The sequence below is a fragment of the Afipia sp. GAS231 genome, assembly GCF_900103365.1.
Classification (GTDB): Bacteria; Pseudomonadota; Alphaproteobacteria; order Rhizobiales; family Xanthobacteraceae; genus Bradyrhizobium.
Genome location: NZ_LT629703.1, coordinates 1,007,921 through 1,024,483, shown reverse-complemented (window position 1 = coordinate 1,024,483; position 16,563 = coordinate 1,007,921). Strand labels below are relative to the sequence as shown.

The 16,563-nt window shown below is 62.8% G+C and carries 17 protein-coding genes; 8 read left to right on the top strand and 9 right to left on the bottom strand.

All coding sequences use genetic code 11. The annotated features are described in order from the left end of the window. Nucleotides 1–129 precede the first annotated feature (129 nt). From BLS26_RS04860 to BLS26_RS04840, 5 genes are all read left to right on the top strand, one after another. Nucleotides 130–1,263 (top strand): glycosyltransferase family 2 protein, encoded by a 1,134-nt coding sequence (locus BLS26_RS04860; RefSeq protein ID WP_092508918.1) that lies wholly within the window; start codon nt 130–132, stop codon nt 1,261–1,263. A 23-nt stretch (nt 1,264–1,286) separates the two neighbouring features. Continuing rightward, a complete protein-coding gene (locus BLS26_RS04855) occupies nt 1,287–2,780 on the top strand; it encodes a glycosyltransferase family 39 protein (RefSeq protein WP_092508916.1) in 1,494 nt (497 codons plus the stop codon). A 592-nt stretch (nt 2,781–3,372) separates the two neighbouring features. Beyond that, nucleotides 3,373–4,236 carry a tlde1 domain-containing protein gene (locus tag BLS26_RS04850; RefSeq protein ID WP_371360779.1) on the top strand — a complete coding sequence of 288 codons (864 nt, stop codon included), beginning with the start codon at nt 3,373–3,375 and terminating at the stop codon, nt 4,234–4,236. Nucleotides 4,237–4,356: 120 nt separating this feature from the next. Then, nucleotides 4,357–4,908: a GNAT family N-acetyltransferase gene (locus BLS26_RS04845; protein ID WP_092508912.1), complete on the top strand. Its 552-nt coding sequence runs from the start codon at nt 4,357–4,359 to the stop codon at nt 4,906–4,908. 426 nt (nt 4,909–5,334) lie between these two features. Next, nucleotides 5,335–6,114, top strand: coding sequence for a Crp/Fnr family transcriptional regulator (locus tag BLS26_RS04840; protein WP_092508910.1), 780 nt, complete (start codon nt 5,335–5,337; stop codon nt 6,112–6,114). A gap of 84 nt (nt 6,115–6,198) precedes the next feature. On the opposite strand, the gene BLS26_RS04835 is transcribed toward BLS26_RS04840, so the two are convergent. From BLS26_RS04835 to BLS26_RS04815, 5 genes are all read right to left on the bottom strand, one after another. After that, the gene (locus tag BLS26_RS04835; protein ID WP_092508908.1) at nt 6,199–6,420 is read right to left on the bottom strand and encodes a hypothetical protein; all 222 of its coding nucleotides are present in this window, start codon (nt 6,418–6,420) and stop codon (nt 6,199–6,201) included. Nucleotides 6,421–6,462: 42 nt separating this feature from the next. Beyond that, nucleotides 6,463–6,675 carry a hypothetical protein gene (locus BLS26_RS04830; RefSeq protein ID WP_092517634.1) on the bottom strand — a complete coding sequence of 71 codons (213 nt, stop codon included), beginning with the start codon at nt 6,673–6,675 and terminating at the stop codon, nt 6,463–6,465. Nucleotides 6,676–6,878: 203 nt separating this feature from the next. Continuing rightward, a complete protein-coding gene (locus BLS26_RS04825) occupies nt 6,879–7,343 on the bottom strand; it encodes a phasin family protein (protein ID WP_244541843.1) in 465 nt (154 codons plus the stop codon). Nucleotides 7,344–7,755: 412 nt separating this feature from the next. Beyond that, a complete protein-coding gene (gene groL / locus BLS26_RS04820) occupies nt 7,756–9,399 on the bottom strand; it encodes a chaperonin GroEL (RefSeq protein WP_092508906.1) in 1,644 nt (547 codons plus the stop codon). 91 nt (nt 9,400–9,490) lie between these two features. Further along, nucleotides 9,491–9,808, bottom strand: coding sequence for a co-chaperone GroES (locus BLS26_RS04815; protein WP_027539690.1), 318 nt, complete (start codon nt 9,806–9,808; stop codon nt 9,491–9,493). Nucleotides 9,809–10,186: 378 nt separating this feature from the next. Here BLS26_RS04815 and BLS26_RS04810 point away from each other — a divergent pair, with 378 nt between their 5' ends. Together BLS26_RS04810 and BLS26_RS04805 are read left to right on the top strand one after the other, a co-directional pair. Next, a complete protein-coding gene (locus BLS26_RS04810; protein WP_027539691.1) occupies nt 10,187–10,474 on the top strand; it encodes an usg protein in 288 nt (95 codons plus the stop codon). Nucleotides 10,475–10,640: 166 nt separating this feature from the next. Beyond that, nucleotides 10,641–11,213 carry a cupin domain-containing protein gene (locus BLS26_RS04805; RefSeq protein WP_092508904.1) on the top strand — a complete coding sequence of 191 codons (573 nt, stop codon included), beginning with the start codon at nt 10,641–10,643 and terminating at the stop codon, nt 11,211–11,213. A 106-nt stretch (nt 11,214–11,319) separates the two neighbouring features. On the opposite strand, the gene BLS26_RS04800 is transcribed toward BLS26_RS04805, so the two are convergent. Beyond that, on the bottom strand, nt 11,320–12,573 hold the full coding sequence (locus BLS26_RS04800) for a NupC/NupG family nucleoside CNT transporter (RefSeq protein WP_092508902.1): 1,254 nt from the start codon (nt 12,571–12,573) through the stop codon (nt 11,320–11,322). Nucleotides 12,574–12,739: 166 nt separating this feature from the next. Here BLS26_RS04800 and BLS26_RS04795 point away from each other — a divergent pair, with 166 nt between their 5' ends. Next, entirely contained in the window at nt 12,740–13,963 is a 1,224-nt protein-coding gene (locus BLS26_RS04795; RefSeq protein ID WP_092508900.1) for an MFS transporter, read from the top strand. A gap of 102 nt (nt 13,964–14,065) precedes the next feature. On the opposite strand, the gene BLS26_RS04790 is transcribed toward BLS26_RS04795, so the two are convergent. The 3 genes from BLS26_RS04790 to BLS26_RS04780 form a co-directional block, all read right to left on the bottom strand. Continuing rightward, complete coding sequence (locus BLS26_RS04790; protein WP_092508898.1) at nt 14,066–14,830, bottom strand: SDR family oxidoreductase; 765 nt, start codon at nt 14,828–14,830, stop codon at nt 14,066–14,068. 13 nt (nt 14,831–14,843) lie between these two features. After that, a complete protein-coding gene (locus BLS26_RS04785; protein WP_092508896.1) occupies nt 14,844–15,602 on the bottom strand; it encodes a proteasome-type protease in 759 nt (252 codons plus the stop codon). A gap of 142 nt (nt 15,603–15,744) precedes the next feature. Continuing rightward, complete coding sequence (locus BLS26_RS04780; protein WP_092508894.1) at nt 15,745–16,557, bottom strand: class I SAM-dependent methyltransferase; 813 nt, start codon at nt 16,555–16,557, stop codon at nt 15,745–15,747. Nucleotides 16,558–16,563: the final 6 nt, after the last annotated feature.

Sequence of the window (16,563 nt, the reverse complement as noted above, 5' to 3'; positions counted from 1 at the left end):
GCCGGTTCGCGTCAAGAAAACGCGTCAAACCAAAAAGACCGGCCTGTTTTAGTCCGTTTTCCCCCGATAAATGCTGGTCGCATAGCCTCCGCTTGGCATCAATGACGGCTGCGGATATACGCTGGCCCCATGAATGACGCCATCAAACCGGGCCCCGAAACCCCGTCGCAGGCCACCGGTTTGCCGCAGCTTTCGGTCGTCGTCCCCACCTTCAACGAGCGCGACAACGTCACGGTGCTGTACCGGCGGCTGGAAGCCACGCTGGCCGGCATCCCCTGGGAAGTCGTGTTCGTCGACGACAATTCGCCCGACGGCACCTGGGAAGTGGTCCGCGCGCTGGCGCGGCAGGATCCCCGCGTTCGCTGCATCCGCCGGGTCGGGCGCCGCGGGCTGTCCGGCGCCTGCATCGAAGGCATTCTGGCATCGAGCGCGCCCTATGCGGCCGTGATCGACGCCGATCTGCAGCACGACGAAACCCGACTGCCGAAGATGGTGGGGCTGCTGCAGAGCGGCGAGGCTGAGCTCGTGGTCGGCAGCCGTTATATCGAGGGCGGCAGCGCCGACAGTTTCAACAAGAGCCGGGCCGGCGCCAGCCAACTGGCGACCGAAGTCGCCAAGCGCGTGCTGAAGGTCGAGATCGCCGATCCCATGAGCGGCTTCTTCATGATCCGCCGCGACAAGTTCGAGCAACTGGCCCCGCAGCTTTCGACGCAAGGCTTCAAAATCCTGCTCGACATCGTGGCGACCGCGGAAGGCAAGCTGCGCACCGTCGAGGTACCCTTTACGTTCGGCTCGCGCCAGCATGGCGAGAGCAAGCTCGATTCCATGGTGGCGCTGGATTTCCTCGGCCTGGTGCTGGCGAAGCTGACCCACGACGTGGTGTCGCTGCGGTTCCTGTTGTTCGCGATGGTCGGCTCGATCGGCCTTGTCGTGCACCTGACCACGCTGTTCATCGCGCTCGAGATTTTCAACGTGCCGTTTCCGGAGGCGCAGGCCGCCGGCGCGCTGGTCGCCATGACCAGCAATTTCATCCTCAACAATTTCCTCACCTATCGCGACCAGCGCTTGAAGGGTTTTGCCATCCTGCGCGGCCTGTTGCTGTTCTATCTGGTCTGCAGCGTCGGGCTGTTCGCCAATGTCGGCGTCGCGTTCTCGGTCTACGACCAGGAGCCGATCTGGTGGCTTGCCGGTGCGGCCGGCGCGCTGATGGGCGTGGTCTGGAATTATGCCATGTCGGGACTGTTCGTCTGGCGCAAGAGATAATTTAAACAAGAGATAATCCAACTATGAATCCGAACGAGGCGCGGCTCGTCCTCAACACGGTTCTGATTGTTCTGGCGCTGGTGGCGCTGCGCGTGGTCGCCGCAGCGTTCACGCCGATCACATTCGACGAAGCCTATTACTGGATGTGGTCGAAGGCTCTCGCCGGCGGCTATTACGATCATCCGCCGATGGTCGCCCTGGTGATCCGGCTCGGCACGCTGATCGCGGGCGATACCGAACTCGGCGTGCGGCTGGTCTCGATCCTGCTGGCGCTGCCGATGAGCTGGGCGATCTACGAGACGACGTGGGTCCTGTTCGGCGGCAGGCGGGTGGCCGCGACCGCGGCGATCCTTCTCAACGTTACGCTGATGGCGGCGGTCGGCACCATGATCGTCACGCCGGACGCGCCGCTGTTGGTGGCGTCGAGTTTCGTGCTGCTGACGCTCGCCAAGGTGCTGCAGACCGGGCGCGGCGCCTGGTGGCTGGCGGTCGGCGTCGCCGCGGGCTGCGCGCTGCTCTCGAAATATACCGCGCTGTTCTTCGGGCCGGCGATCCTGATCTGGCTCATCGTCGTGCCGAAGCTGCGGCACTGGCTGATCTCGCCATGGCTCTATCTCGGCGGCCTCGTGGCGGTGCTGATGTTTGCGCCGGTCATTCTGTGGAATGCCGATCATCACTGGGTTTCCTTCATCAAGCAGATCGGCCGCGCGAGAATCGAGGATTTTCGCCCCGCCTTCATCGCCGAGCTGATCCCGACGCAGGTCGTGTTCGCGACCCCTGCGGTGTGGCTGCTCGGCACGATGGGACTCTATGCGCTGTATCAACGCCGCGCCGGCGCGCTGGCGGTGCGCGTGCTCGTCAACACCATGTTCTGGACCATCGTGGCCTATTTCGTCTGGCATTCGCTGCATGCCCGCGTCGAGGCCAACTGGTTTGCGCCGGTCTATCCGGCGTTTGCGATCGCAGCTGCGGTCGCCGCCCATCTCGTCGAGTGGGCGCCGCGCGAACAGCGCGTGGCCGACTTCTGCCGGCGCTGGGCCGCGCCAGGCGGTATCGTGATGTTCGCGCTGCTGGTGCTGCAGGCCAATACCGGCGTGCTGTCGGGTTATCGCCGCGATGCCACCGTGCGCAGCGTCGGTGTCGGCTGGCGCGAAACCGCCGCCGAGATCGAGGCGGTGCGGGCGCGCGTTGGCGCGACTTGCGTTCTGGCGCCGGATTACGGCACCACCGGCTGGCTCGCCTTCTATCTGCCGAAGGGCACCTGCGTGGCGCAGCAGAACCAGCGCATCCGCTGGGTCAACATGCCCGAGCCTTCGGCGGCGCAGCTCGCCGGCAAACTGCTCTATGTGCGCGATATCGATCAGGCCTCGTTGAAAGAGGCTTTCGCCCGCGTTGATAAAGTAGCGGACGTCCAGCGCAAACGTGGCCCGCTGCTGATCGAGACCTACGCACTCGATGTAATGGAGCGGCCGACGGATGAGGTGTTCGATCGCTCGCCGCCGCCGGAATTGAAGTAGGGGCGGGGCTGGGCGCGACGAAGCCGTGCGACATTTGCGACGGCCTGCGGCGCGGTTGTCGAATGTGGCCACATCGTGATCTGTCCCGCATTGATACGGGTAATTTCCGCAACAGTTCCATGCAGTTAACCTTGCCATGGAACCGCCCGCGTTTAATCCGCATTTAACTAAAACTCGCCTTAATGACGCTCCGCACCTCTGCGAAACGCTGCCCGGGATTTCCGGGCGCAACATCAAAGAGGGGCTTGGTGGAATTGTTCTGGGCGGCGTGTAAATGAGTATGAGTACCGGTGCGTATCGCCGTGCGGCTCCCAGCCGCAGGAAATCCTCCCGTAAAGTTATTCCTCAGCATCTTCTCGGCAGCGTCGCGGTCGCAGGCCTCGTGCTGGGCTGCGCGTGGACAATTTACAGCAACGTCCTGAGCGGCGGCATCTACCCGTCCATGAACACGGCGGCGGTCGATGCGCATGTGATCAAGCGATCGGTCGCAGCGTCCGCGCGACCCGCACGATCTCCCGCCAATAGTGCAATCGCTGCCCTATCCGATCCGGCGGCGCAAAGTTCGCGCGCCGAGACGATGGCACCTTCGATTATGTTTAACGAAAGGTTTGCAGCCGCAGAGGCGCAGGGCGTCGCACCGGCGCCGGTCGAAACGGTGAAGATTGCCGAAGCAACGCCGCCGAACGCGACGGCGGTGCCGGTTGCGAAGCCGGTCGAAGCACCGAAGCTCGCCGAGGCGCCGAAGAAAATCGAAGCGCCGAAACTCGCGGAAGCGCCGAAGTCGAAGGAAGCAGCCTCCGCCCAGGTCGCGCTCAACGTTCCGGCGAAGGAGGCGGAAGCCAAACCCGCCGCGAAATCGGCCGGAGCGTCGGTGCGCGACATGGCGCAACGCGCCAAGGCCGCGGTGATGTCGATTGCTTCCAACGACAAGCCGACCATGGTCGAAAAGCTGTGGGGCAAGCAGCCTTCGCACGGGTCGCTATTGTCCTACGCGTCCGCCGACGCCAGCGTCACCGGCAGCCTGCCGGATACCAGGGCGCAAAACCCGATGCTCGGCGGATCGCCGCCCTATGACAAGCAGACGGCGGTCTACGACATCTCGGCGCGCATGGTCTATCTGCCCGACGGCACCAGGCTGGAAGCGCATTCCGGCCTTGGCTCCAAGCTCGACGATGTCAGGTATTCGAACGTCCGCATGCAGGGCGTGACGCCGCCGCACATCTACGAACTGACGCCGCGCGAGGCGCTGTTCCACGGCGTACCGGCGCTGCGGCTCAACCCGATCGGCGGCGAAGACAAGATCTTCGGTCGCTCCGGATTGCTGGCGCACACCTACATGCTGGGTCCGAACGGCGACTCCAACGGCTGCGTATCGTTCAAGGATTACTACGCCTTCCTGCGCGCCTATCGCGAGCAGGGCATCAAGCGCCTCGCGGTGCTGGCGAAGGTGGAGTGAGCGGGCAAGGTCGACCCGGCTCACCCGAAGCCTGCATCGTTCACCGTCCCGCGCAATCACCTGGCTTCCGGAGACGCCGCGAGACTAGGCGGCGACGAGCCCGCGCGCTAGGTTTCGTGCATGACCCAGCCCGATTTTCAGCCGACCCTGGTCGGCCCCACCATTACCATCAGACCCGTCAGAGCGGACGACTGGAGCGAGTTGTTCGCAGCCGGCTCCGATCCGGAAATCTGGAAAGTGCATCCGGTGCCCGATCGCCATACCGAGGCGGGGTTCCGAAAATTCTTCGACGGCGCGGTCACCTCAAAAATGGGTTTCGTGTTCGTCGACCGCGCGACTGACAGCCTGATCGGCTCGAGCCGCTACTATGGTTATGAGCCGGAGTTGGGTGAGATCGAGATCGGCTGGACTTTTCTCGCCCGCAGCCACTGGGGCGGCCGCGCCAACCGCGAAGTCAAACGCCTGATGCTCGACCACGCCTTTACGTTCGTCGACACCGTCGTGTTCTGGGTCGGCGACCAAAACTGGCGCTCGCAGGGCGCGATGACCAAGATCGGCGGCATCAAGCGCGACGGCCTGTTCACACGTGAGTTGTCGGGCGAGCGGCCGTATTTCATTTTCGAGATCACGAAGGAGCGGTATCAGCAGGGCGGGCGCGCACTGGTGGCGTAGTTCTTCTCCCAAACAAAAACCCCGGCATCGCCGCCGGGGTTTCGCATTCTTGCAATCGCCTGGGTGGCTGGACTTAGAAGTCCATGCCGCCGCCGGGGGGCATGCCGCCGGCGCCTGCACGCCGAGTGCAGCTTTGCCGTGCGCCGGAATTGGAACCGCATCTTCCGCAGTCTTACGGTGTTACCCATGCGTATTTTACGGTTGCGTCTGGCGGCCCATTTGCATCTAATTTCTCATGACTCTGCGGGCAGAGAGTGCGAGCAGAGAATCTACCTCGCTGCCGGGAGTTTGTTGTTTGTTGATAGAGCGAGAGCGTATTTGTGTGAGTGCGCGTAGAGAAAGTAGATTGAAATTTATGTTAATGCGGTTGTTCCGCGACACTCCAAATGGAGAACGCTGTGGACGCGTCACCGCGGGTTCTCCGCAGTGACACCTCGCGGCGGAACGGGTAATCGCCTTCTTGCAGCATTGCCGGCATCGGACCTCGATCTGCTGGGATCCGAGCTTGAGGTGATCGCGCTCGATCAGGATGCGGTCCTTTCGCGGGCGGGTGACGATATCGAGTACGTCTTCTTCCCTCACAGCGGCGCCATCTCGCTGATGATCGACATGGCGGACGGACGCACGGTCGCCACCGCCGTAATTGGACGTGAGGGGGCAGTTGGCACGCTTTCGGTGCTCGGGTCGTCACCTTCGGCCATTACCGCGGTCGTTCGTGCGGCGGGCACAGCTGTCCGGATTCCTGCATCGCGATTTCACGCCGCCTTCAGCCGCAGTCCCGCGATCCGGAGTGCGGTCCAAACCCACATCAGGGCGATGTTGATACAGTTCCAACTCGGTTCGGCCTGTAATGCGCTGCACCCGGTCGAAGCTCGCATGGCTCGCTGGCTGCTCCAGCTTAGCGACCGCGTCGACCATGATGTGCTCCCGCTCACCCAGCAGGCGCTGTCGCAAATACTCGGTGTGCGACGCACGACGGTAACGCTCCTGATGCGCAATCTGCGCGCGCGCGGAGCGATCAGGTCCGATCGACGAGGCCTGATCGAGATCGACCGAGCGCGGCTCGCGGCGGCAGCGTGCGAATGCCACAGCGTCATGCGTCTCGAAGTCGAGGAGATTTTCTCGACGACTTCGGTGCAATCTCGCGCGGCGGTTCTGCGCGAAGACGGGCGCATCCCTGAAGTTGAACCGGGCGATGCAATGTGAGCGCGTTTCCGCGCGACCGCTTGACCTTCCACGTCTCAAGCTCCCACGTCGCGACTTGCCGCTGCGGCGTTCCGGGAAAGCCCATCAAAGAGCGGGTCCGCCGCTCGATCGGGCTCTCTGCCGCCAATCACGTTCGAGTGCTGGCCTGGATGCCCCCTCGTGTTTGGCAATCTCGCGCAGCACCTTCGCCGTCTGGCGCAGCTCGTTGCGCTCAGGGCCCGGCTTCAGCCGCCGTGCTTCGTCCAGAAATTCCTTGGCCTGCAGCAGCCAAGTGGACGTTTCATCTGAGATTTGCATGCGCGTCATGGTGTCCCTCCATCGCGATGATCACTTGATCTGTGTCGACGATTACGCCGGGGAGCCCGCGCTGCGGCGCCGCACCCGCATGCTCGGCTCGTCGACCCAGGCTTCCCGCGCAAACCACGCGTGATCGGTGCGACAGATCGGGCAATGGGTGCGCGAGAAAAACACCGCGCGGCGCCCAAAGCTCTCGCGATCAGTCTTGATTCCGGTGGGAATCGCGTGTCCGGTTTGCGGACACTTGACCATGACCATACCCATTTCGCCCTCCATTGCGTTTGGTATCTCTCGCAGAAAAGCACCGGCCGGTTGGAGTGCGCCTCTTGTCGGTGCGGTCACTTGGGGGGCATCGCGCACCTTGTTTGATCGAGCATTGGCCGGTAGCGGCTGCATGCTCGCCTGGGCTTGTTCCAACCGGCCGGGTCCCTCCTCAAACCAGTCCTGGACATGAATACAGCACGCTTTTAGCCGGCCTGGTGGAGAACCTTCGTAAGATGCTTCCTGATCGGCTCACCCGTTTCCGTCGCAAGCGTCTGGGCAAGCGCCCACAATTCCTTGTTCTGGCTGGATGCGGTTTCGAACGCCTTGCGCGCTTGCGCCGCCGACAAGGCAAGGGCGTCGGTAGCTGACTTGCTGCCGAAAAGGTGGACCCAGAAATCGAGCGCGGATACGGCATTGGCGTTTGAGATTTCGAACATCTTGAGCCCGTAGTCGGTCGCGCTTCTGGCATTGCTCGAATAGGTCTCGCGCAGCGCTTCCGCCATCTCCTGCGACCCGGCCTTGATCTTCTCGCAGCCTTCCCGCGCGCGGGCGTGGCCCTGCTCGGCGAGCTCGCCGATCACCCGGGTCAAGGCGAGGGACGAGGCGAGCTTCGAGAGGTCCAACAGCGGCATCCCGAAAACATTCGTTCCGCTTGGCGTGACTTTCATTTCGTTTTCACTCACAGGCGCATTACCTTTCTCAAGCGAAAGCATTCCCCGCAACGCTCGCTGGCGTCACGAGAGCTCACGCTCCGTGTTCGATCGGCTTTGGATGAGCTTTGATCAGCCCCGACGCTAGTTTGCGCCGAGGGAAACGGGACTGTCGGTTCGGTTTGCGACTCTCGCGTCAATCTTTTTTGAGATTGTCAATACAAACCTGCGTATGTTTACGGGGTGATCCTGTGCATAACAGTGAATATCCCGAGGAGCACCAAGCTTCTTCGTCAGCGTAGCGTTGCAAATGAAACTTCGGCGTTCACTGCGTTATGGCGGCCATTCCCCGTCGTCGTCTTCCCCAAACAAAAACCCCGGCATCGCTGCCGGGGTTTTCGCATTTTCGGTATCGCCTGAGTGGCTGGACTTAGAAGTCCATGCCGCCCATGCCGCCGCCGGGGGGCATGCCGCCGCCGCCTGCGCCGCCCTTCTTGGGCAGTTCGGCGATCATGGCTTCGGTGGTGATCAGGAGAGCCGCGACGGAAGCCGCGTTCTGGATCGCCGCACGAACCACCTTGGTCGGGTCGATGATGCCCTTGGTGACCAGGTTGCCGTATTCGCCGGTCTGCGAGTCGAAGCCGTAAGCATACTGCTCCTTCTCGAGGATCTTGCCGACGATGACGGAGCCGTCTTCGCCTGCGTTGATCGCGATCTGGCGGGCCGGCGCGGACAGCGCCTTGCGCACGATCTCGACGCCGGTCTTCTGGTCGTCGTTCGCGGTCTTGATGCGCTTGAGCTGCTCGGAGGCGCGCAGCAGGGCGACGCCGCCGCCCGGCACGATGCCTTCTTCAACCGCCGCACGGGTCGCATGCATCGCGTCATCAACGCGGTCCTTGCGCTCCTTGACTTCGACTTCGGTCGCGCCGCCGACGCGGATCACCGCGACGCCGCCAGCGAGCTTGGCCAGACGCTCCTGCAGCTTCTCACGGTCGTAGTCCGAGGTGGTTTCCTCGATCTGCGCCTTGATCTGCTGAACGCGCGCTTCGATGTCGGCCTTCTTGCCGGCGCCGTTGACGATGGTGGTGTTTTCCTTGTCGATCATCACCTTCTTGGCGCGACCGAGCATGGCGAGCGTGACGTTCTCGAGCTTGATGCCGAGATCTTCCGAGATCGCCTGACCACCGGTCAGAACGGCGATGTCCTGCAGCATGGCCTTGCGGCGATCGCCGAAGCCCGGAGCCTTGACGGCAGCGACCTTCAGACCACCGCGCAGACGGTTGACGACAAGCGTGGCCAAAGCCTCGCCTTCGACGTCTTCGGCGACGATGACCAGCGGCTTGCCGGTCTGCACCACGGCTTCAAGCAGCGGCAGCAGTTCGTTCAGCGAGGAGAGCTTCTTCTCGTTGATCAGGATGTAGGCGTCGTCCATTTCAACGCGCATCTTGTCGGCGTTGGTGACGAAGTAGGGCGAGATGTAACCGCGGTCGAACTGCATGCCCTCGACGACATCGAGTTCGGTCTCGAGCGACTTGGCTTCTTCAACCGTGATGACGCCCTCGTTGCCGACCTTCTTCATGGCGTCGGCGAGGAACTTGCCGATCTCGGCGTCGCCGTTGGCGGAGATGGTGCCGACCTGGGCGATTTCCTCGTTCGAGGTGACCTTCTTGGAGTTCTTGACGAGGTCGGCGACCACGGCTTCCACAGCCAGGTCGATGCCGCGCTTCAGATCCATCGGGTTCATGCCGGCGGCAACCGACTTGGCGCCTTCACGGACGATCGCAGCCGCGAGCACGGTCGCGGTGGTGGTGCCATCGCCGGCCGCATCGGCCGACTTGGAAGCGACTTCGCGCACCATCTGTGCGCCCATGTTCTCGAACTTGTCCTCGAGCTCGATCTCCTTGGCGACGGTGACGCCGTCCTTGGTGATGCGGGGAGCGCCGAACGACTTGTCGAGCACGACGTTGCGGCCCTTCGGACCGAGCGTCACCTTGACGGCGTTGGCGAGAATGTCGACGCCGCGCAGCATGCGGTCGCGGGCATCGACGCCGAATTTGACTTCTTTAGCTGACATATTTGATTTCCCTGAGTTGATGTCTGGGTCTCACCCTTGGGGGAGGCGCCTCGCAGGCGCCCCTCAGGGGTGAGCGTGTGCGGCGTAAAGCTTAGGCGGCCTTCTTCTTGGTCGCGGGAACGTCGGTGAGGACGCCCATGATGTCGCTTTCCTTCATGATCAGCAGCTCCTGGCCGTCGAGCTTGACCTCGGTGCCCGACCACTTGCCGAACAGGACGCGGTCGCCGACCTTGAGGTCGATCGGGATCAGCTTGCCAGCTTCGTCACGGCCACCTGGGCCCACGGCGGTGATTTCGCCCTGCGACGGCTTTTCCTTGGCACTGTCCGGAATGATGATGCCGCCAGCGGTCTTCTCTTCGGCGTCGATGCGCTTGACCACGACGCGGTCGTGAAGCGGACGGAATTTCATGCAGTCCTCCTAAGTTTCTGAAGATGTTGTCAGATTTTTAAAATTTGGCAGTCCGCGCTAGCGAGTGCTAGCTCGGCTGCGCTGGACATAAGCCAGTCTGGGGCGGGGAACAAGGGCTTCTAGCAGAAAAATTGGCACTCAAATGTGACGCCTGCCAATTTCGTTAAGCAGAGTTAACGGCCAAAAATAAGCGGCCGACCCCGTATTAGCACGTGCGGTAAGCTGCTGCTAACGCGAACTTTTTCAACAGATCGTTAAACATTTAGGCTTGTGATGGGTGGGTATCGTGCGTCACATTTCTCTCATGTGAGCGCATCTCCGCCGGGGTGGCTCGGTGCGGCCACCACGTGAAATGCGCTTCCTACAATGGAGGTTGGCATGGTCTCGCGGGTTGGGGTTGTTTCCGACGATTTCCGGAAGCAGGTTCTCGGTTATGGGCTGACGACGGCGCAAATCCTGTATCGGATGCCGGATCATCCCTCATTGCTGCAGACCTATGTCTGGCAGAACTACGATCTGTTTCCGAAATTTCCGGCGCTGAAGGATTTCCTCGCCTTTTGGGAGGAAAAGCTCGAAGGCCCGCTGTTCTCGGTGACGGTGGCGCATTCCAAGCTGATCAAGCCGGCCGAGCTTCGCGCCGTCGACGGCGTGTTCAGGCTGCATTGAATTAGCTGGACCGAAGCTTCGTAGGGTGGGCAAAGCGAAGCGTGCCCACCGCTGCAGAGCAACAGGAATGAGAGATGGTGGGCACGGTGCGAAGCGCACCTTCGCCACCCTACGAAATCCATTTTTTGTGCTAGCCTTTCCGGACCAACAAACGGGGAGGCTACCAATGGCCAAGCAAAAGACGGCATCCAGAGCCGCGGCAAAGACTGCGGTGAAAAAGAAATGGGCGGGCCACAAGGCGTCCGCCAAATCCTCGGCCCGCAAGACCGTGAAGTCGAAGGCGAGGGGGCTATCGGCCGTCAAAGCCAAAGCGGCCAAGGAGGCCAACAAGGCGGTCAAGTCGAAAGCGCGGCCGAAGCAGCGCATCGCCATCAGCCATCACCGCGAAGAAGACTTCAAGGCCGACGGCCTGCGCACCTACGCGCAGTACCGCGACCTCGGCATATCCCAGGCGAGCCACGGCCTGGCGCAGGCGCATGTGATCCGGCTGATCGGCCCGTGCAATCCGGCAGAAGTTTCAAAACTGCATTATCACGACGTCGAATTCCAGATGGTCTACGTGCTCAAGGGCTGGGTGAAAACCTACATGGAAGGCCAGGGCGAGACGCTGATGAAACAAGGCAGCGCCTGGACCCAGCCGCCGCGGATCAAGCACCTGATCATGGATTATTCCGACGACGTCGAACTCTTGGAAGTGATCTTGCCGGCGGAGTTCAAGACGGTGGAGTTGTCGAGCTGATTGGCGCGCGTCCTTCGCCGTCATTGCGAGCGCAGCGAAGCAATCCATTCCTCCACTTGCAGCGCTATGGATTGCTTCGTCGCTGCGCTCCTCGCAATGACGGCGGCTAGGGCGTCATCACCCCCACGATCGCCCCCATCAAACACGTCGTCAGCGTGCCCGACACGATCGACTTCAACCCGAGCGCGTTGATTTCCTCGCGCCGCTCCGGCGCCATGGTGCCGAGGCCGCCGATCATGATGCCGAGGCTGGCAAAATTGGCAAAGCCGCACATCGCATACAGCATGATCAGCCGCGAGCGTGGATCGAGCGCGTCGGTCCCGAGTTTCGACAGATCGACATAGGCGATCAATTCGTTGAGCACGGTCTTGGTGCCCATCAGGCTTCCCGCGGTGATCGCCTGCGGCCAGGGCAGGCCCATCAGCCAGCACACCGGCGCCATCAGATAGCCGAGCAGCCGCTGCAGCGAGATTTTGGCGCCGCCGATCTCGGGCAGCAGCCCAAGAAAAGCGTTGGCGAGATAGACCAGCGCCACCAGCACCAGCAGCATCGCGATGATGTTGAGCAGCAGTTCGAGCCCGCTCGTGGTGCCCTTGACGATCGCGTCCATCGTACTCGACGCGTGCAGGTCGGGATCCGCCATCGCGCCGCCGGTGCGCTGGTTGGACGTCTCCGGCACCATGATCAGGCTGATCAGGATCGCGGCCGGCGCGCCTAGCACGGACGCGATCACGAAATGCGCCGCCGCATCCGGGATCAAAGGCGCCAGCAAGGTGGCGTAGAGCACCAGCACGGTGCCGGCGATGCCGGCCATGCCGCCGGTCATCACCAGAAACAATTCGCTGCGAGTGAGGCTCGCGAGATAGGGGCGAATGAACAGCGGCGCTTCGACCATGCCGAGAAAAATGTTGGCAGCGGTGGAGAGCCCCACCGCGCCACCGACGCCGAGCGTACGTTCGAGCAGCCAGGCCATGCCGCGCACGACCGGCGGCAGCACGCGCCAGTAGAACAGCAACGTCGTCAGCACGCTCATCACCAGAATGATCGGCAGCGCCTGGAACGCCAGGATAAAATCCGCGCCCGGCGCCTTGAGATCGAACGGCAGCGCGCCGCCGCCGAGATAGCCGAATACAAAAGAAGTCCCCGCGCGGGATGCGGCCGCGATGGTGCCGACGGCATCGTTGATGGCGCCGAACGCTTTGGCCACGGGGGGCAGCTTGATCAGCACCAGCGCAGTCGCGACCGTGACGGCAAGACCTATCGCCATCTGCCGCAACGAGACCGCGCGGCGGTTTTCGCCGAGCACCCAGGCGATCGCCAGCAACGCCAGAACGCCGAACGCGGATTGCACTTGCAGCATGATCCGAAAACCCCCTCGCGCGATTATGGCAGTGGGGCTTGCAAGTGCAATGCCGGGCAGCCATTCAGCGCCGGCCATTGACAAGGGAGGAGGGGTCGGCCACGGCGTAACAGAAAGCAGAGCCGCAACGGCGCTCACATTGGAAGAGCAGGAAGCCCGTCCCACCATGTCTGTCATTATACCTGTCGGCGCCGGTGCCCTGCTGAAATACAGGCCGTTTCTGCTGTTCCTGCTGTCGCGCAGCTTTTCGCGCTTTGCCACCCAGATCGGCGCGGTCGCGATCGGCTGGCAGGTCTACGACCTGACCGGCAGCGCCCTGCAGCTCGGCATGATCGGGCTGGTTCAGTTTCTGCCGACGGCGCTGCTGCTGTTTGTGGCCGGCCACGCCGCGGACCGCTACGAACGCAAACGCGTCGTGCAGATCTGCGAGATCGTCGAAGGATTGACGGCGCTGTTTCTCGCCTTTGGCGCCTTTGGCGGCTGGCTCACGGTGACGCAGATTTTCATCGCGACGTTCGTGCTCGGAATCGTCGGCGCCTTTGAGAGCCCGGCGCTGGCGGCGTTGCTGCCGCTGATCGCGCCGCAGGGCTCGCTGCAGCGGGCGACTGCGATCTCAAGCGGCGCGGCACAGATTGCCACCATCACCGGTCCGGCGCTTGGCGGGCTCGCCTATGCTTTCGCGCCCAGTGCGGCCTACGGGCTCATGGGCGCGTTCGCCTTTTTTGCGGCGGCCTGCATCGGCATGGTCCGGATGTCGCAAGCGGCCGCTGTCAGGGACCCGGCGACGCCGGACGATCTGTTTGCCGGGGTGCGTTTCGTCCGCAACAATCCGTCGATCCTGGGAACGATCTCGCTCGATCTGTTCGCCGTGCTGCTCGGAGGTGCTACGGCGCTGTTGCCGATCTATGCGCGCGACATCCTGCAGACCGGCCCGCTTGGTCTCGGCATTTTGCGCGCCGCGCCTGCGGTCGGTGCATTGCTGATGACGGCTTTCCTGGCGCACCACACCATCAACCATCGCGTCGGCATGCGGATGTTCCAGGCCGTGATCGTGTTCGGCGCAGCCACCGTGGTGTTCGCACTGTCGCAGTGGATGTGGTTGTCGGTGCTGGCGCTGGCGATACTCGGCGCGGCCGACACCATCAGCGTGGTCATTCGCTTTTCGCTGGTGCAGCTCGCGACGCCGGACGAAATGCGTGGCCGGGTCGGCGCGGTCAATTTCCTGTTCATCAACGCCTCCAACCAGCTCGGCCAGTTCGAGAGCGGCATCACCGCCGCGTTGTTCGGCGCGGTGCCGGCCGCCGTGCTCGGCGGCGTCGGCACCATTGCCATTGCGCTGTTGTGGATGAAGCTGTTTCCGACGCTGCGGAATGTGGAGAGGTTGGAGTAGCTCAAGCCGTCATTGCGAGGAGCGAAGCGACGAAGCAATCCAAACTTGCTTTGTTGCGCTATGGATTGCTTCGCTTCGCTCGCAATGACGGCGAGGAGCGGATCAGCCCCGTCCCACAAACGGCATCTTGCTGGCCATGACAGTCATGAACAGCACGTTGGCGTCGAGTGGCAGGCCGGCCATGTAGGCGACGGCATCGCCGACCGCTTTCGCGTCCATCCGCGGTTCCTGTTTCATGGTGCCGTCGGGCTGCATCACGCCGGGGCCGGCGACCATGCGATCGGTCATCGGCGTTGCGGCATTGCCGATGTCGACCTGGCCGACCGCGATGTCGTACTTGCGGCCGTCGAGGTTGGAAGCCTTGGTCAGGCCGGTGATGGCGTGCTTGGTCGAGGTATAGGCCGCGGAGTAGGGCCGCGGCGCATGCGCCGAGATCGAGCCGTTGTTGATGATGCGGCCGCCGCGCGGGGTCTGGTCCTTCATGATGCGGAAGGCGTGCTGGGTGCACAAAAACGGCCCGGTGAGGTTGGTGTTCACCACCGCCTGCCACTGTTCGAGGGTGAGATCCTCGAAATTGACCGGCGGCGCGCCCATGCCGGCATTGTTGAAGAGCACGTCGAGCCGGCCGTAGGTCTCCATCACCTTGGCGAACAGCGCCGCGATCGAAGCCGGGCTGGTCATGTCGGCGGATACGCTCATGCTCTTGCCGACGTTGTCGCCGAGCTTCTTGGTTTCTTCCAGCATCTCCAGGCGGCGCCCGGCGAGCACCACGGTGAAGCCGGCATTCATCAGCGCCAGCGATGCCGCGCGTCCGACCCCGGTGCCCGCACCGGTGACGACTGCGATCTTGTTTGCTGCCTCGGACATTGTTTCCTCGCCTTCAGTTTTTTGCTTCTGTTTCGGTCTTGTAGGGTGGTCTTGGAATGTTCTGGTGCGCCGCGCGCAGCGCCGCCGACCAGCGCGAGCGCAGGTCGTGGAAATAGGGCTCGCCGGCTTCGATACGGTGGTTGAGATCGGCCTCGCAGGCATCGGTGCGCACCACCAGCACGTCGATCGGAAGGCCGACGCCGAGGTTGGAGCGCATCGTCGAATCCATCGAGATCAGGCTGGTCTTCAACGCCTCATACAGTTCGACGTCATAGTGCATGGCGCGGTCGAGCACCGGCTTGCCGTATTTGTGCTCGCCGATCTGCAAGTAGGGCGTGTCGGTGGTGCATTCGATGAAATTGCCGGCGGTGTAGACCATGAACAGCCGCATCTTGGAGCCCTTGATCTGGCCGCCGAACAGAAACGACACGTCAAAGGAGACGTCTTCCGACTTCAATGCCTCGCCTTCGGTCGCGTGCACGTTGCGGATGGCGCGGCCGATGCGCTGCGCCGCCTGGAACATGGTCGGCGCGTTCATCAGGGTCTCGACCTCGCCGGTGTGCGGGTCTTCCAGCCCTTCGGTCAGGGTCGAGAGCACCGACTGGCTGATCGCCAGATTGCCGGCGCTGGCGATCGCCATGATGCGCTCGCCGGGCTTGGAGAAGATATGCAGCTTGCGAAAGGTCGAGACGTTGTCGAGACCGGCATTGGTGCGGGTATCCGCGATCATCACCAGACCGTCCCGTACCAGCACCCCGCAGCAATAGGTCATTCCACGTCCCCGAAACCGTCCGAATTGCCGGCGGGCAACTAGTAGCCAATTTCGACCCACCGTCCAACCCCAATTCCCGGCCGCAAGGCAGGCTTCCGGCGGGTAAAAAGCCAGAAAGGTCGGTCCACCCGATCGCTGGTGCTCAGGCTTTGGCCAGAATGACGTGGGCCTGGATCTTGGCGGCGACTTCGCCTGAACCATGTCGTTGTGCGATCGCGGCTGCTGCATGCTCCGTGGCAGCCTGCAGCCGGTCGGGACCTCTGGCCTCGATCTCGTTGCGCAACGGCGTTCCCTGGCAATAGGCCGTCGCGGCATGAAGCGGCGATGCGGCGCGGCTCACGGCCTCCCGTGTCTCGATCGTGACGTCCGAAAAGCCGGCCTTTGCGAGGTCGCTGCGGATCAATGTGATGTCGTGGTAACCGTGCGGCGTCCGGGCCATGAAGCGGGGCGGGTCGTCGGGAAAAAACGTCGCCAGCGCATGGGTGACGTCGTTGGCGAATACGTTTTCCTCGATGCGATCCCAGACATTGAAGAGAAAACTTCCGCCTGGCTTCAGTACCCGCCGTGCCTCACGATAACCGGAGGGCCGATCCGGGAAGAACATGACGCCGAACTGGCAACAGACGAGATCGAAAGTTGCATCCTCGAACGGCAGCGCCTGTGCATCCGCCTGGCGCCAACTGATCCGGCTGTCGGCGTTTTGCCGTGTGGCGGCATAATCGAGCATCGGCTGGTTGAGGTCGGTCGCGACATAGCGGACGTCGGCTGAGAGCACGGCTGCCAGCGCGCGCGTCACAACGCCGCTGCCGGCGGCGGTTTCCAGCACAGCCTTGGGCGATAGCGCGACGGCCCTTTGCGCCAAATCCTGCGCATAGCTCTCAAAGATCAGCGGAACCATGTTGCGATCGTAGTTTTCGGGGATCGAACCGGTGAATGCCTTGTCGCCTGCCGACATCTGCGC

Excerpts from the sequence above, each read along its gene's own strand:
- BLS26_RS04860 (WP_092508918.1), top strand. The coding sequence starts at position 130 with ATGAATGACGCCATCAAACCGGGCCCCGAAACCCCGTCGCAGGCCACC.
- BLS26_RS04855 (WP_092508916.1), top strand. The coding sequence starts at position 1,287 with ATGAATCCGAACGAGGCGCGGCTCGTCCTCAACACGGTTCTGATTGTT.
- BLS26_RS04850 (WP_371360779.1), top strand. The coding sequence starts at position 3,373 with ATGTTTAACGAAAGGTTTGCAGCCGCAGAGGCGCAGGGCGTCGCACCG.
- BLS26_RS04845 (WP_092508912.1), top strand. The coding sequence starts at position 4,357 with ATGACCCAGCCCGATTTTCAGCCGACCCTGGTCGGCCCCACCATTACC.
- BLS26_RS04835 (WP_092508908.1), bottom strand. The coding sequence starts at position 6,420 with ATGACGCGCATGCAAATCTCAGATGAAACGTCCACTTGGCTGCTGCAG.
- BLS26_RS04830 (WP_092517634.1), bottom strand. The coding sequence starts at position 6,675 with ATGGGTATGGTCATGGTCAAGTGTCCGCAAACCGGACACGCGATTCCC.
- BLS26_RS04825 (WP_244541843.1), bottom strand. The coding sequence starts at position 7,343 with ATGAAAGTCACGCCAAGCGGAACGAATGTTTTCGGGATGCCGCTGTTG.
- groL (WP_092508906.1), bottom strand. The coding sequence starts at position 9,399 with ATGTCAGCTAAAGAAGTCAAATTCGGCGTCGATGCCCGCGACCGCATG.
- BLS26_RS04815 (WP_027539690.1), bottom strand. The coding sequence starts at position 9,808 with ATGAAATTCCGTCCGCTTCACGACCGCGTCGTGGTCAAGCGCATCGAC.
- BLS26_RS04810 (WP_027539691.1), top strand. The coding sequence starts at position 10,187 with ATGGTCTCGCGGGTTGGGGTTGTTTCCGACGATTTCCGGAAGCAGGTT.
- BLS26_RS04805 (WP_092508904.1), top strand. The coding sequence starts at position 10,641 with ATGGCCAAGCAAAAGACGGCATCCAGAGCCGCGGCAAAGACTGCGGTG.
- BLS26_RS04800 (WP_092508902.1), bottom strand. The coding sequence starts at position 12,573 with ATGCTGCAAGTGCAATCCGCGTTCGGCGTTCTGGCGTTGCTGGCGATC.
- BLS26_RS04795 (WP_092508900.1), top strand. The coding sequence starts at position 12,740 with ATGTCTGTCATTATACCTGTCGGCGCCGGTGCCCTGCTGAAATACAGG.
- BLS26_RS04790 (WP_092508898.1), bottom strand. The coding sequence starts at position 14,830 with ATGTCCGAGGCAGCAAACAAGATCGCAGTCGTCACCGGTGCGGGCACC.
- BLS26_RS04785 (WP_092508896.1), bottom strand. The coding sequence starts at position 15,602 with ATGACCTATTGCTGCGGGGTGCTGGTACGGGACGGTCTGGTGATGATC.
- BLS26_RS04780 (WP_092508894.1), bottom strand. The coding sequence starts at position 16,557 with ATGTCGGCAGGCGACAAGGCATTCACCGGTTCGATCCCCGAAAACTAC.